This is a genomic window from Flagellimonas meridianipacifica (assembly GCF_003001695.1).
Taxonomy (GTDB): domain Bacteria; phylum Bacteroidota; class Bacteroidia; order Flavobacteriales; family Flavobacteriaceae; genus Flagellimonas; species Flagellimonas meridianipacifica.
This window is the reverse complement of the sequence record NZ_PVYX01000002.1, coordinates 843,586-857,486: the sequence shown is the minus strand read 5'-3', so window position 1 is coordinate 857,486 and position 13,901 is coordinate 843,586. Positions and strand designations below refer to the sequence as shown.

The 13,901-nt window shown below is 37.9% G+C and carries 14 protein-coding genes and 1 riboswitch; of the genes, 3 read left to right on the top strand and 11 right to left on the bottom strand.

From position 1 onward, the window contains the following. Positions 1 to 17 precede the first annotated feature (17 nt). Positions 18 to 1,361 carry an adenylosuccinate lyase gene (purB, locus tag CLV81_RS13950; protein ID WP_106145713.1) on the top strand — a complete coding sequence of 448 codons (1,344 nt, stop codon included), beginning with the start codon at positions 18 to 20 and terminating at the stop codon, positions 1,359 to 1,361. Between the two features lie 193 nt (positions 1,362 to 1,554). On the opposite strand, the gene CLV81_RS13945 is transcribed toward purB, so the two are convergent. From CLV81_RS13945 to CLV81_RS13905, 9 genes are all read right to left on the bottom strand, one after another. Continuing rightward, positions 1,555 to 1,986, bottom strand: coding sequence for a carboxymuconolactone decarboxylase family protein (locus CLV81_RS13945; protein WP_106145712.1), 432 nt, complete (start codon positions 1,984 to 1,986; stop codon positions 1,555 to 1,557). 53 nt (positions 1,987 to 2,039) lie between these two features. Then, positions 2,040 to 2,621 (bottom strand): Crp/Fnr family transcriptional regulator, encoded by a 582-nt coding sequence (locus tag CLV81_RS13940; RefSeq protein WP_106145711.1) that lies wholly within the window; start codon positions 2,619 to 2,621, stop codon positions 2,040 to 2,042. Between the two features lie 161 nt (positions 2,622 to 2,782). Then, entirely contained in the window at positions 2,783 to 3,820 is a 1,038-nt protein-coding gene (locus tag CLV81_RS13935; RefSeq protein ID WP_106145710.1) for an alpha/beta hydrolase family protein, read from the bottom strand. 93 nt (positions 3,821 to 3,913) lie between these two features. After that, positions 3,914 to 4,729, bottom strand: coding sequence for a mechanosensitive ion channel family protein (locus tag CLV81_RS13930; protein WP_106145709.1), 816 nt, complete (start codon positions 4,727 to 4,729; stop codon positions 3,914 to 3,916). Positions 4,730 to 4,869: 140 nt separating this feature from the next. Then, positions 4,870 to 5,409: a DUF4252 domain-containing protein gene (locus CLV81_RS13925; protein WP_106145708.1), complete on the bottom strand. Its 540-nt coding sequence runs from the start codon at positions 5,407 to 5,409 to the stop codon at positions 4,870 to 4,872. Positions 5,410 to 5,502: 93 nt separating this feature from the next. Further along, the gene (locus CLV81_RS13920) at positions 5,503 to 6,036 is read right to left on the bottom strand and encodes a DUF4252 domain-containing protein (protein WP_106145707.1); all 534 of its coding nucleotides are present in this window, start codon (positions 6,034 to 6,036) and stop codon (positions 5,503 to 5,505) included. Position 6,037: 1 nt separating this feature from the next. Continuing rightward, positions 6,038 to 6,580: a DUF4252 domain-containing protein gene (locus tag CLV81_RS13915; protein WP_106145706.1), complete on the bottom strand. Its 543-nt coding sequence runs from the start codon at positions 6,578 to 6,580 to the stop codon at positions 6,038 to 6,040. Positions 6,581 to 6,590: 10 nt separating this feature from the next. Further along, positions 6,591 to 7,010 carry a hypothetical protein gene (locus CLV81_RS13910; protein ID WP_106145705.1) on the bottom strand — a complete coding sequence of 140 codons (420 nt, stop codon included), beginning with the start codon at positions 7,008 to 7,010 and terminating at the stop codon, positions 6,591 to 6,593. Then, entirely contained in the window at positions 6,997 to 7,506 is a 510-nt protein-coding gene (locus CLV81_RS13905; protein WP_106145704.1) for an RNA polymerase sigma factor, read from the bottom strand. The genes CLV81_RS13910 and CLV81_RS13905 overlap by 14 nt, the downstream gene beginning before the upstream one ends. A 211-nt stretch (positions 7,507 to 7,717) precedes the next feature. Here CLV81_RS13905 and CLV81_RS13900 point away from each other — a divergent pair, with 211 nt between their 5' ends. Both CLV81_RS13900 and CLV81_RS13895 read left to right on the top strand, forming a co-directional pair. Next, complete coding sequence (locus CLV81_RS13900; RefSeq protein WP_106145703.1) at positions 7,718 to 9,226, top strand: S41 family peptidase; 1,509 nt, start codon at positions 7,718 to 7,720, stop codon at positions 9,224 to 9,226. A 315-nt stretch (positions 9,227 to 9,541) separates the two neighbouring features. Next, on the top strand, positions 9,542 to 10,693 hold the full coding sequence (locus CLV81_RS13895; RefSeq protein WP_106145702.1) for a T9SS type A sorting domain-containing protein: 1,152 nt from the start codon (positions 9,542 to 9,544) through the stop codon (positions 10,691 to 10,693). Between the two features lie 78 nt (positions 10,694 to 10,771). Here the strand turns inward: CLV81_RS13895 and CLV81_RS13890 are convergent, their stop codons facing one another. Further along, positions 10,772 to 11,710, bottom strand: a complete 939-nt coding sequence (locus tag CLV81_RS13890; protein ID WP_106145701.1) for an ABC transporter substrate-binding protein — start codon at positions 11,708 to 11,710, stop codon at positions 10,772 to 10,774. Positions 11,711 to 11,726: 16 nt separating this feature from the next. Beyond that, on the bottom strand, positions 11,727 to 13,586 hold the full coding sequence (locus CLV81_RS13885) for a TonB-dependent receptor plug domain-containing protein (RefSeq protein WP_106145700.1): 1,860 nt from the start codon (positions 13,584 to 13,586) through the stop codon (positions 11,727 to 11,729). Positions 13,587 to 13,655: 69 nt separating this feature from the next. Next, a riboswitch (cobalamin riboswitch) is annotated at positions 13,656 to 13,872 on the bottom strand. Positions 13,873 to 13,901 lie beyond the last annotated feature (29 nt).

The window sequence follows — 13,901 nt, the reverse complement described above, 5'->3', positions numbered from 1 at the left end:
TTTAAAACCAGAGCCAAATGTCCTTGTCTTCCCTTAACGCCATCTCCCCCATAGATGGCCGGTATCAGAATAAAACAGAAACCCTTCAAAAGTTTTTTTCCGAGAAGGCTTTGATAAAGTACCGTGTTCTTGTTGAAATTGAATATTTCATTGCGCTTTGCGAAATCCCTTTGCCACAACTTGCGGATTTTGAAATCTCAAAATTCGAGGATCTAAAAGGAATTTATCTGAACTTCAGCGACGAGGACGCATCAGCCATCAAAGAGATTGAAAAAACCACCAATCACGATGTAAAAGCGGTTGAATACTTTATCAAACAAAAGTTTGATACGCTTGAGCTAGAAAAATACAAGGAATTCATTCACTTTGGCCTTACCTCTCAGGACATTAATAACACCGCCATTCCCCTCTCCATTAAGGAAGCCATGAATGAGGTGTATGTCCCTTTGTACTTTAAGGTTTTTGAAAAACTGAAGGTTCTGGCATCCGAATGGGCCGATATACCTATGCTCGCCCGGACCCACGGGCAGCCCGCCTCCCCTACTCGTTTGGGAAAAGAAATTGATGTTTTTGTAGAACGGCTGAAAGAACAACTCAATTTATTGAATGATATTCCCAGTGCCGCAAAATTTGGTGGTGCTACAGGGAATTACAATGCCCATAAAGTAGCCTATCCAGAAATAGACTGGAAAGCTTTTGGCAAGCAATTTGTTCAAGAAAAATTGGCGCTGCATCACTCATTCCCAACCACGCAAATAGAGCATTATGATCATATGGCCGCCCTATTTGATGGGTTAAAACGCATTAACACGATTTTGATTGATTTAAATCGAGATATCTGGACATATATTTCCATGGATTATTTCAAGCAGAAAATCAAAAAAGGGGAAATTGGTTCTTCGGCCATGCCGCATAAGGTAAACCCCATAGATTTCGAGAATTCGGAAGGAAATTTGGGCTTGGCCAATGCTGTTTTTGAGCATTTATCAGCAAAACTACCTATTTCCCGGCTACAGCGTGACCTAACGGATAGCACCGTTCTACGAAATGTAGGTGTTCCATTTGCCCATACCATGGTAGGGTTTCAATCCACTTTAAAAGGACTTAATAAATTGGTGCTCAACGCTGAGAAGTTCGAACAAGATTTGGAAGATAATTGGGCGGTGGTAGCAGAGGCCATTCAGACCATACTAAGAAGGGAAGGGTACCCCAATCCGTATGAAGCATTAAAGGGTTTGACACGAACGAACGAAAAAATCACACAAAAAACCATAGCTGATTTTATTGAAACTCTTCAAGTCTCGGTTGACGTAAAAGAAGAGTTAAAAAAAATAACCCCAGCGAATTACACCGGGGTTTGATTGGTTTGATGTTCGATACAAATTGCAACAGTTTCTTGGATAGATTCCACTTATTGGTTTGGATAGGAAAAATAGCGTGTCAGTTTACTGGATTTACATTATTAAAACTAAAGTGCAAGACTCAACGTTTTGCACTTAGCGAGTTATTTTTCAGATACATTCTTACATGCTGACATTACTCATTTTCTACTATCTATTGCATCCTTGTACTTATAGCTATTCTGTTCCAGGCATTTATAGTAGTTGTAGCCATAATAATTGCAATTAGGGTCTGATCAGTAAACAAATGTTGAGCGCGTTGGTATGTTTTATCAGTTAACCCATTCTGATTAATCAATGTAATTTCTTCTGTGATTTTGAGTAAGACTTTTTCCTCGTCCGAAAACAGGTTCGATTCTTTCCAAGCATTGAGCATATGTAAGCGTTGATGCGTTTCGCCAGCCTTAATAGCTTCTTCGGTATGCATATTAATGCAATAAGCACAACCATTAATTTGGGAAGCACGCATTTTAATCAATGAAATTTGTTGTTTGCTTAAAGGTGAATCGTTGAGAAACTGTTCTAAAGCAAACATTCCATCGTATGCTTTAGGTTCAGATTGATAAATATTAACTCTTTGTTCCATTTTGGTATAAATTTTAATTTGAACAAAGGTCACTATAGGAAAGGTTAATCTTCTTAAACCTGTTTAAGAAAAGCTTTTGTTCGAATTTCACTAACATACTCGGGTGTTAAACCAAGAAATGATGCTATAAGATATTGTGGAATTCGTTGTGCAAATTCAGGGTGATGTTTTATAAAATGAAAATAACGTTCCGCTTTGGACGCTTGGTACAAAAATTTGATTCGATATAACGAAGCGCCAAGAGCAATTTGATAAATAATCCTGAAATAACGTTCTACTTTGGGAAACTCAGCCAATAATTTTTCTTGATTTTTTTTTGAAATCGATAATATTCTACAATTCTCTACAGCCTGAATATAGAATACGCTTTCTTTATTACGATGTAAACTTAATAAGTCTGTAATCCACCAATTTTCAATAGCAAATTGAACAGATTGATTTTCTCCTTTTTCATTTATAAAATACATATGTAAGCACCCTTGGACTACAAAAAAGTTGTAGTTGGAAATATTTTTAAAGGAATTTAGATTCTGCTTTTTTTTGACTTCAAAGCATTCAAAATACGTTTCGATTTGCTGAAACTCTTTTTCAGATACTGAAATATATTCTCGTAAATGTTTTAGTAATTCTTTCAAGATTTTTGTTGTTAACTCAGTTTAGAGGTAACGCCATTAAGATAAGATTCGTTCAAATGAATCAATGACATCCACTAATAAGTGAAGTTATAGGTTTTAAGATTAAGAAGCCAACCGTAATGGATGAATACTTCCTTCCAATCCATGAATGAAACGAATTCTTAAAGATACTCCTCAAAAAACGCAAGTGCTAATTCCAATGTTTTTTCGTGTATTTCCCTTCGGTCAACCTCAGGATGGTCCATGGTAATAGCTGGCGCCACTTGTTTACCAAATTCTGTAGGTTCATTTAAGAACACGTAATGACCTACATTTTCATCGTATAAATGGAGTTTGCTGCTTGCAATTAAATTATGATAGTTAAGTGCATTACTCCTAATGGGGGTGTTCCTATCCCCTTTACCTGCTACAATATAAAGTGGCGCTGTGATTTTCTCTGTTTGGTTTTTGGAATAAAATCCAAACCCAACGGCTGGGGCCATTACAAAGAATGCCTTTATCCGACCATCCTTAACCTTATCTTTATACTTCTTATAAGACGAAACAATAAGACTATCTTTTTCGAAATCTATGATTTCATCAGTTTCAGGAAATTCGGGAGGCATTTGCCTATCCTCAGAACTTTGGTTTTCTCGTATGGTTCTATCCACGTATCCGCCTGCTAAAGCGATATTCGTATAACCTCCTAAAGAAAAACCTACGCCCCCTATTTTAGAAGTATCGACCTTTGCCCCTATTTCTTTGTCCTTAAGAATTTGGGTAAGCACATACTGAACATCAATGGCTCTTTCCCACCATTTCACAAATTCTCTGGGTATTTTATTAAAGGTAGAATTCCCATAATGGTCCAAAGAGACAACGATGTAGCCTTCTTTTACCATTTTTTCAACAAACCATGTCAATGAAAATCGATTCCCTCCTGTTCCATGGGAGACCAACAACAATGGAAATTTTCCATCCGCAGTTGAAGCATCCCGAACGGTCTGTATCGTTTTAAAGAGTTCCTTTTGATTTCCTTTGGGCACTGTCTCAGTCGGGCGTTCCAAAGTCGGATACCAAATTTCAGTAAGCAAAGGTCGATTTCTAGTCTCGTCGACATAAGTGACTGATTTTTGCCCAATATGGAATAGTTTTTCCTTCGGTTTGGCTGCCAAAACAAAGAAAACCACAGCCATTAAAGCCACAGGGGTTATTTTCATTTGTTTATTTTTAGGTTTATCAATAGACAAATAAAAAATAGGATTGTTACAGTCCCAAAGTCTTCCCGAAATCAAAAATAAATACTAAGCTACCTATGATTCTTTGTGAATCTCCACCTGATGTGGATATGGAATTTCGATACCCGCGGCATCTAAAGCCAACTTACAGTTTTCGTAGGTTCCAAAATACACATCCCAATAATCTTCAGGCTTGCAAAAGGGTCGCACCGCAAAATTTACAGAGCTGTCCGCAAGCTCCATTACATTTACAGAAGGAGCTGGGTCTTGTAATACCTTGGAATTGGAAGTCAATACATTTAGCAGAACTTCTTTGGTCTTTTTGATATCCTCTCCATAACCTACACCAATCACGGTATCCACGCGTATCTTGCCCTCGGCTGAATAATTGATGATATTTCCATTCGCCATGGCGCCATTGGGTACAATGGCTAATTTATTCTCAGGAGTAGTGAGTTTGGTGGTGAAAATTTCAATTTCCTTGACAACACCCAAAACACCCTGTGCTTCAATCAAGTCTCCTATACGGTAGGGTTTGAAAATCATAAGCAATACCCCTCCAGCAAAATTGGACAGGGACCCCTGCAAAGCTAAACCAACGGCTAAACCTGCAGCTGCGATGACCGCAGCAAAGGTGGTCACATCCACGCCAAGTTGGGAAATTACGATAATGATCAAGAATACCTTAAGTCCCCATGAGATTAGGTTGAGCAGAAACCTCTGCAAGGATTCATCGTATTTGCTTTTAGACATTACCTTTCCTGTGGCACCAATAATTTTTTTGATGACCCAGGAACCAATAATATAAATGAGGATGGCGGCAATCAATTTTAGACCGTATTCTTTGGCCAACTCAATTCCGTAACTTATCCATTCTTGTGCTTTTTCCATAGTACTCCGTTTTTGTTAGTGCTTATGTATGAGACACTAAGGTAGCAAGAAGGTCACAAAAATTCTGATTCCGCACTTTATTAAAAAGAAAAAACGCACTGCAAAAACAGTGCGTTTATTTTATTTCTTTTGACGGAGAATTATCCTTTTAGGAATTTCCCGATTTCTCCCAAGGCTGCTCCATCATAATCAGATTTCTGCAGGGCTTGCATGAGCTGAATGATATGGGCCGGGTTCATATCCTTTCCTAAAACCCGCACCAAGGCAAAGCCCATGTCTTTGCTATCACCGTAAATGATAACTTCGTCAATGGCATCTTCATCACCTAAGTATTTAATGACTCCCCTACCGTACTGCGAATTGATTTTCATTAGTTCCACAAATTCCTCATCCTTAAGAATTTCTTTCACCTTCGCCTTTTCTGCGCGATACTCGGCCACATTCTCCGATGTCTTCTTGAAAGCCAACATATTGAACTTTCGCAAGGATTCCACTGCTTCTTTCTGGGACGATGAAAGGCTTTCCTCATTTAATTTAAGTATACTCGCCGGAACATCCAAAGCAATAAAGTTGGGGTTTTCGGAATTGTCCACATAATACTCTTGAAGACTCTGTTGAGAGGAACAGGAGGCCAAAAGAATGGCTCCCGTTAGAAAAAATGTTTTTACTACATACTTCATTGTTACCTGTTTTTGATTGATTGATGATACTCCAATAGGTCAACATAAATATGTTGACCTGTCGAAGATTTTGTTACATTATTTATTCTTTTCTTAATTCTTTTTTGCCTTGTTCAGATGTTTAGGTAGATTCATTTTCTCTGTGAGGGAACCCACCTTGGTCAAATCAATATCCCCGCTCATGGTCAAAAGTACGGTTTCAACATCATGTTTTTTGTCCTTTTCATCAAGTCCTGTTGCGAACATCAGTAATTCCTCAACATGATTTTCATCTTTTCCATTTTTGATATAAAATCTGAGGTTCGTATCCCCATCTTTTATTTTCATCAATTCTTCCAACCGTGATTTTTTCACATATTGCTTCATTGTTGCCTGCATATCTGCAGAGGCACCTTCATCATCGGACATATATACTTTTATACCATTCACATTTTTAGCAATATCCACAAAATCCTGACTTTCCTCATCTCCATGTTCTTGCATCATTTCAGCAATTAAGGTAAGCATCCCTTTACTTATGGAAACTGTTCCTATTCGCTCTGAATCATCAAATCTATCGAATACTGACTGTGAAATTCCAAAAAATGGAAGAGTCAATACTACAAGCCCAACTACGCACTTTTTCATTCTAGTTGCCATTTTTACCTGCCTTGTTAAGCTCTTCAGGTAGGTTCATTTTTTTGGTCAGGGAATTGATTTTATTCAAATCAATGTCACCTGTCAAAGAAAGAATTACCGTTTCAAACTTTCTTCCATCTGCTTCCATATCCTTAAGACCAGTAACGAACATGAGCAATTCACTAACATGGTCAGAATCTTTACCTTCTTTAATATAAAACTTGACATTAGCGTCTTTATCCTTTACGCGCATCAACTCTTCCATGCGAGAGGATTTAAGGTAACTGCTCACGGAAGCCTTCATGTCGGCACCAATTTTTTCATTATCGGTAGTAAAAACCTTTAAACTCTTTAGGCTACTGGCAATATCCATAAAGTCCTGGGCTTCCTGGTCATCCACTTCCACATCAATCTTTGCCAACAAATTGAACATACTTTTGTTTACCACTACAGATGTAACATCGTCCAAATCCTCAAACTTGTCAAATAAGGACTGTGAAAATCCGGCAAAGGGAAGTACAGCAATTAGAAAAATTAAAATATACCTTTTCATTGTTTTTGTTTTAATCGTTATTGTAAATCTTTTGTTTAGCGGCTTCAAACTCTTGTAAATAGGCTACTTTTTCAGTGCCACGACCAAAGTTCTCTGCAAGAAGTTCAAAAGCCTTTTTGGTTTCTTGGTAAGCAATCTCTGCCTGCTTACGCTCTCGGTATTGATTACCAAAATAAATTCCGAAGGTTAGGATTGCCACCGCAGCAACGGACATCCATTTGTAATAGTTTCTTCTAGGTTTTAATGGCACCTGCTTGGTGAAACGTTCTTCCTTAGCAACGGAAAAATAATTGAACATTGGTCTATGCTGTTCCAAATGGGGTTCTATATTTTCTTGGGAAAAGTATTGCTTAAGTATTTTCTCTTCCGCAATTGTGGTGGTAGCCTCAAAATACTTTTCCAAAAGGTTTTCTATTCTATCCAATTCCATAACTATGTTTTTTTGCCAATTCTTCTCTTACCGTTTTTCGTGCCCGGGATAATGTTACCCTAACTGCTGTTGGTTTCATATCCAATAGTTCACATATCTCTTCAAATTCATATTGCTCTACATCTCTAAGTTGCAATACCATTTTTTGTTGCTCGGGCAGCGTATCCATTATTCGCTCCATCCATCGTACACTATCCTCAGCTTCCAACTGTTTTTGTAAAGAAGTGTTCTCATCTTGATAATTACTGTGCACCAACTTCAAGTTACTGGCCTGTTTCGATTTCAGTCGGTCCAGACAAAAATTCTTGGTCATGGTCATGGCAAAGGCTTCTACATTTTTATAGTCCGCCATACTTTCATTTTTTGACCATAACTTCAGCAACACTTCCTGTGTGGCATCTTCGGCCTCCTCTTTGGATATCAGTAACCGTTTTGCCAAACGATACAGTTTATCCTTAAAAGGCATTACCACATTTAAAAAATCACTTTGTTGCATTGGTTGTTTAGTTATCCGCCTATTTTATTTTAGGCTTCATTATCACGACGACACATATCGAAATTTGTTACAAAAAATTTGAAATGTCCTATTATGTATTTATTTTCAGCCATAAATTGCTAGAATATAGAAACTTCTACCTCTAATTTATAATCCGTTTCTGTTTTACTGGAACGATTGTTGAAGAACTTTCTTAAAAAAGATTTAAGCTATGAAGAAGATATTTAGTCTACTTTTCCTTTTTGCATTTATTTTACTAGGATGCTCTAGTGATGATGATAATGGAATTGAAAACCCAAACCCCAATCCGGTCACCTCAGCTGATTTCCCGGCTCAAAATTTTATGTGGAATGCTATGAATCTATGGTATTTTTGGCAAGAAGATGTTCCCGATTTGGCGGATGACCGATTTTCTACCAGTCAAGAATATACAACTTTCTTGTCCTCCGAATCTGACCCTGGAAGATTTTTCTTTTTGATTTGTAATCAACATGTGGAAATTGTTGGAGACCAAGCTGCAATTGACCGTTTTAGTTTCAGAAGATCTAACTACGAAGATTTAGTAAATAGTCTTTCGGGAGTTTCCAGAAGCAATGGCTTGGAGTTTGGAGTTTCCCGAATTACACCAGATTCTGATAATCTATTTGGCTTTGTATACTATGTAATTCCAGAATCTGACGCAGCGAGCCAAGATATAACTCGCGGTGAATTCTTTACTACAGTAGATGGCACCCAATTAACGGCAAGCAATTTTAGACAATTACTTTTTGGCGAAAATGTCACTTACACCTTGGGTATGGCTGATTTGGAAAATGATGGTTTCACATTAAATGGTAAAGAAGTTACCCTTACGAAAATTGAGAATTTTGTAGAAAACCCCATTCAAGTTGCCACTACACTTGATGTCAATGGCACCAAGGTGGCTTATTTAATGTACAACCGGTTTTTAAGCAGTTTTAATGAAGAGCTCAATGAAGTTTTTGGACAGTTTATCGCCGATGGAGCCACGGAATTAGTATTGGACATGAGATATAATCCAGGTGGTTCTGTGAACACTTCAAGATTGTTGGCCAGTATGGTTCATAGTACGGATTCTGACAAATTATATGTGAGAGAACGTTGGAACAGTAAAATCCAACCTCAACTTTCACCTCAAAATCTAGAAAGTAGGTTTACCGATAGAATTTCTGAAAGCAATCCAACTCCCATTAACTCTTTGGGATTAAGTAAAGTCTATATTTTGACCACCAATGATTCTGCATCAGCTAGTGAATTGGTCATAAATGGCCTCACTCCTCACATGGAAATCATTCAGATTGGAGAAACTACAAGAGGTAAGAACGAATTTTCAATAACCTTGGTTGATGACCCACAAGGTTCATTCATTTACAATCCTGACCGTGAAAATTTCATCAATCCAGATAGCCAATGGGGACTTCAACCCTTGGTTGGACGCAATGAAAATGCACTTGGTTTCTTTGATTATACTGATGGCTTAGCCCCAAACATTGAATTAGAAGAGGATTTGTTAAATCTAGGTACTCTTGGAGATGTTAACGAACCCCTTTTGGCAAGAGCCCTTCAGGAAATCAATGGTGCAATTGCAAGGAAAACATTTGATGTAAAAATGCCTGCACTAATGATGACCAGTTCTAGACTGGAAACTAACTTAAAAGATAATATGTTTCTGGATAGGCCAATACATTTTAAACAGGATTGATAAAAAAGTAGAACTTTTAAATCCTTTTATTAAATATTCTCTACTAACTTCTCGATTCTCTGTTATAACTACAAACATTTGCTGAAGGGTGACTCCAGTATGGCTGTTTTAAGGCCCCTATTGTTTTTTTATTCTTAATCTTAACTGTATACAGCGAACTTAGCTTATCTCTTGGTTAGATTATAATTGTAATACTTCCCGAAACAGGAGTACAATTATAGTACTGTATTTCAACGAAAAAATTGGAATTACATAGACAAATTCAATATTTGTAATAATTTTACTATAGTTGTTAACCCCAAAATTCTTACCAAAATGAAAAAAAGACTACTTTGCTTGTTTAGGATTACTGTACTACTTTCTTTCGTAAATACTTATTCCCAATTTGACGATTTCGGTGATTTTAGAGATGATGTATTTACCTTCCCAGGGGCATCACCCAGTGTTCAGAGCAAGACCACATCTATTGATTCTGAATGTGGACTCCAAAGTTTAACTATTAGATGGTTTCCCGTCCAACAAGAGTTTCGTTACGTAAACAGTTACAGTTTGCAAGTCTTGAACAACGGTTCATGGAGAACTTTAAAAACGGTCAATGCAACAGGTGGTTCATATAATGTCACCTTAACCTCCTTTGAGAATGGATGGAATGATTCCCAGGCAAATTTTAATTTTAGGGTAAGAGTCAATATTAACTTAAATGCTGCCGGCACTTATAATTATAACCAAGGGTCTACTCTCAAGGTAAAAGACTGGTGCTTTGGACCCTTAGCTAGTGTAAGCTTATCTAGTGCTACAATGACAAGTGGAAGTAGAACTTCAAACCTTTTGAATGGAGAAAAACCAACGGTTTATGTTAGCAATGTCGGAGCAAGAGATACGGAATATTTTACTATAGATACAAGATCTGTAATAGGTGGCACTAATGTGGGTTGGAGATCTCCTACTATCCGCACATATATATCTGATTGTCCTACACTGGGTTCGGGATGCAATGGTGGAGACATTGCAACTGTCGAAGTAAACAATGTGGATTTAATTACGATACCATTTCGTGAACCATCAGGCACATCCAGCTTTAGAAGAAGCAGAATAAGACTTAGGGTAAGCAATGGACTATTAATTTTAAGAAACAACAGAACATACTATATCCACGTACGCTATTCCATTAATGGTAATACGACTCGTGGTTTTGCTTGGCCATTTCGGGTAGAATTCAGAAATAATACCTCAGGAGGAGGTGGAGGATGTATAATTTGCCCTGTTCCTATTGAAGATGACTTCAGACTCACTTATGATTTGAATCAAACACTAGAACCATATCAAATTGATATCTACAACATGTCTGGAAGCAAGGTTACCTCCTCCACGGTTACTAGCAAACAACAGGAAAACGAATTGATAGCTGATTTGCCCAAAGCTATATATGTTATCAAAAGTAAAAATGGAACCAGAAAGGTGTATTAGTAATCAAATCATCTCATATTCAGTTCTATTTGCCTAAAAGAATAAAGAAAGCGGCCAATTGGTCGCTTTTTTTTATTCTTATTTCTGAACCAAATGGTTTTCGAGTTTTACATATTTATGTGACAACGTATCGGGAACATCCATTAGTTCAGGGTGAAACAGGGCCGCTAAAACCTCAATTCCATCGACCAAAGTGCCTGCAGAGGATTGGGTAAACATATCGAAGTCCACTACATAAACCAAATCATTCTTGACTGCCTTCAAATCATCCCAACCTTCTTTCTTGGTTAAAATATGAAGCTCCTCCAAGGCTCTATCTACCTTAAATCCACAGGGCGCCACAATCAAGACTTCGGGATTATATCTCACAATCTTTTCCCATGAAGTCACCATACTGTCACCTGAAGGATTGGATAACATATCTATGCCACCGGCATACGCAATCTGATGTGGAATCCAATGTCCGCAGTTGAAAATAGGGTCAATCCATTCCACTAACATGACCCGCTTTGGCAATGCTTTCGTTGCTCGCATCGTATCCACTACAGTATCAATTCTACTATGCAAACCACTTAGATAATCGTAGGCAAGCTCTTCCTTTCCCAAAGCAGTTGCAATGGTCACAGCTGATTGGAAGACATCATCCAAAGATTCTGGGCTTATGGAAATAAGTTCAGGTTGTTTCTTAAGATTGGCCACTGCTGCCGCGGTACAGGCCGTATCAATCTGGCATATATCACACATATCTTGTGTGAAAATGATATCAGGTGCTATACATTCCAACACGGGTTCATCAACATAGTAGAGGTCCATTCCTTGGTACTTACTTGCGGAAAAAAGTGAATCAATTTCTTTACTGGAAAGGTTTTTTCCCTCCAAAATGCACCGTACTACAGGCTCTTTTTCTCTCAAAGCCTGTTCAGGGCATTCAAATGTTACGCCATAAAGGTGGTCCTCCAAACCCATGTCATAGAGCATTTGGGTAACTGCAGGCATAAAAGAACAGACTTTCAACATTGCTCCTATTTAATAATTAAAAGCTCAAATTAAAGCCAGCATTTATGTTTCTTCCTCTGGTTGTAAAACCAATAACCTCAGTAAACTCTTCATTCAAGATATTATTGGCGTTCAAAAAAACTTTTAGCGTATTGGGTATTAACTCGTGGTCCATATACAGGTTAACCAACGAAAATGCATCCAATGCAACATCTTCAAAAATTGAAAAATCAGTATCAATCCGTTCTCCAGTATAGGCATATTGAAGTGAAACATTTGTGGATTCGCAAAGTTGATAGCCCAAAGTCAAATTCGCTTTGTGTCTAGGAATTCTAATCGCATTGTCCCCCTTGCGCTCCGTAAAGGTATAATTGGCATCAATGGTAAACTTCTCTATAGGAATCCACGATACTTCCACTTCTGCTCCATTAACATCAATTTCGTCCGAAATATTAATACTTACAAAGTTTTGATCAAACCCAATTCGATTCTTTTCATTTCTATCAAAGTATACAGCACTTAGTCGCAGTTTGTCGTTTACAAAATATTCCACTCCTCCTTCTAGGGTAGTATTTTCTTCTGGTTCCAACTCCTCATTCCCAAAACTTCCAAATAATTGAATCAAATTAGGTGTGATATAAGAAGTAGCATAGGTACCTAACAACTTTATATAACCATTTTCCGTTGGAAAAACATAAGACGGGTTAACATTATATACCACGTGATTACCATATTCTGAATGATTGTTTAATCGAATTCCGGTATTTAAATTCAAACCGAAATCATAAACATAGACTAAGTTCGCATATGGATCCACTATCGTAAAATTGACTCCATCGTTAAAAGAGGCTTCATCTCTTATATAGTTTACGCCTAAAACAGTGTAAAACTTTTCGTTGAAAACGTACTTGTTATATAGGTCAAAAACAAAGTTTTCCCCTTTGGAGATTGTTTCACCGAAGGTGTTTCTCGTATCAATATCGAAATCGGTATATGCGGCGTTTAATTGTATCGATCCTTTTCCATAACTAAATGTGGATGCAATACCCAAACGTTCTTGATCTTGTTCCAATTGGTTCGGGGCTTCAGCACGGTCAGCATCAAACTCGCTTCTAAACTCGGTCTTGTTTCCATAAATCGAAATATCCAATTTCTCTGAAAACTTATATCCTATGTTGACGTCTGTACTATACTGTGAAAAATCATCCTCTTCATTTTCCGGTGTCACAGCTGCAGAAAGTCCGTTGGAATATCGATTGGAGAAACTTACACCATAAGAGAATTTGTCCAATGTTCCGCTTACCCTGGCACTGTTGGCAAAGTTGGCAAGATTATAGTTTTGGTCCTCAGAAGTTTGGTTTGTACCAACCATCGATTCAAAATTACCAGCGATTTTGTTTTCCGAATTCTTCTTGGTGGTAATATTGATGACCGCTGTGGCAGCATTGGTACCATATATTGTACTTGCAGCGCCTTTTATTATTTCTATGGATTCCACATTGGCGGTTGATAAAAACCGTAAATCATACTCAACGGAAAAAGAAGAAGGATTGGTTACACGAACCCCATCGATTATAACCAATACCTGACGACCTCGACCACCTCTAGCAAATACCCCGAGAACGTCACCGTCCCTACCACGACTGGCCGCAATTTCAATTCCACTCTTCGTATTAATGACCTGAGCTACGGTCCTTCCCTGATTCCGTGCCAATTCCTCTGCAGAAATCCTAATAACGGTCTTACCTGAATTTTCACGTTTCAGTTCAAATCGTGAATCGCTGACCACTACCTCATCCAACTGTTGAACCGAGACAGAGTCTTGTTGTGCATTTTGGGCATAAAAAAATTGACCCGCAAAAAGTGTGGCGCACCACCACAAATGTGTTTTTTTCATTTCGTTTAAGTGAATAAACGGGAGAATAGTATGTGCTTCATACGTAAACCTTTATCCCGAAAGTTTAACATTGTTTGTTTGAATTTGGCAGGTCTCCTGACTTGTTCAATGCTATTCGGCCTTCCCATTCGTTTGAACAGTGGCATTGAAGTAAACAACACCCTCTTACGAGGTGCCAAAATAGGTTTGGCATAAACTTTACAGTTGCGGGAACAGTTCTGGATTTTCAACAGATTCCCTTTTAATCGTACAACGCATTGTACGAACCAAAATTCACGACGAAAGTAATCATTCTGTTTAATCTTTTTTTACAAA

Excerpts from the sequence above, each read along its gene's own strand:
- CLV81_RS13930 (WP_106145709.1), bottom strand. The coding sequence starts at position 4,729 with ATGGAAAAAGCACAAGAATGGATAAGTTACGGAATTGAGTTGGCCAAA.
- purB (WP_106145713.1), top strand. The coding sequence starts at position 18 with ATGTCCTTGTCTTCCCTTAACGCCATCTCCCCCATAGATGGCCGGTAT.
- CLV81_RS13905 (WP_106145704.1), bottom strand. The coding sequence starts at position 7,506 with ATGCAACAAAGTGATTTTTTAAATGTGGTAATGCCTTTTAAGGATAAA.
- CLV81_RS13910 (WP_106145705.1), bottom strand. The coding sequence starts at position 7,010 with ATGGAATTGGATAGAATAGAAAACCTTTTGGAAAAGTATTTTGAGGCT.
- CLV81_RS13925 (WP_106145708.1), bottom strand. The coding sequence starts at position 5,409 with ATGAAGTATGTAGTAAAAACATTTTTTCTAACGGGAGCCATTCTTTTG.
- CLV81_RS13900 (WP_106145703.1), top strand. The coding sequence starts at position 7,718 with ATGAAGAAGATATTTAGTCTACTTTTCCTTTTTGCATTTATTTTACTA.
- CLV81_RS13915 (WP_106145706.1), bottom strand. The coding sequence starts at position 6,580 with ATGAAAAGGTATATTTTAATTTTTCTAATTGCTGTACTTCCCTTTGCC.
- CLV81_RS13895 (WP_106145702.1), top strand. The coding sequence starts at position 9,542 with ATGAAAAAAAGACTACTTTGCTTGTTTAGGATTACTGTACTACTTTCT.
- CLV81_RS13945 (WP_106145712.1), bottom strand. The coding sequence starts at position 1,986 with ATGGAACAAAGAGTTAATATTTATCAATCTGAACCTAAAGCATACGAT.
- CLV81_RS13920 (WP_106145707.1), bottom strand. The coding sequence starts at position 6,036 with ATGAAAAAGTGCGTAGTTGGGCTTGTAGTATTGACTCTTCCATTTTTT.
- CLV81_RS13885 (WP_106145700.1), bottom strand. The coding sequence starts at position 13,586 with ATGAAAAAAACACATTTGTGGTGGTGCGCCACACTTTTTGCGGGTCAA.
- CLV81_RS13935 (WP_106145710.1), bottom strand. The coding sequence starts at position 3,820 with ATGAAAATAACCCCTGTGGCTTTAATGGCTGTGGTTTTCTTTGTTTTG.
- CLV81_RS13890 (WP_106145701.1), bottom strand. The coding sequence starts at position 11,710 with ATGTTGAAAGTCTGTTCTTTTATGCCTGCAGTTACCCAAATGCTCTAT.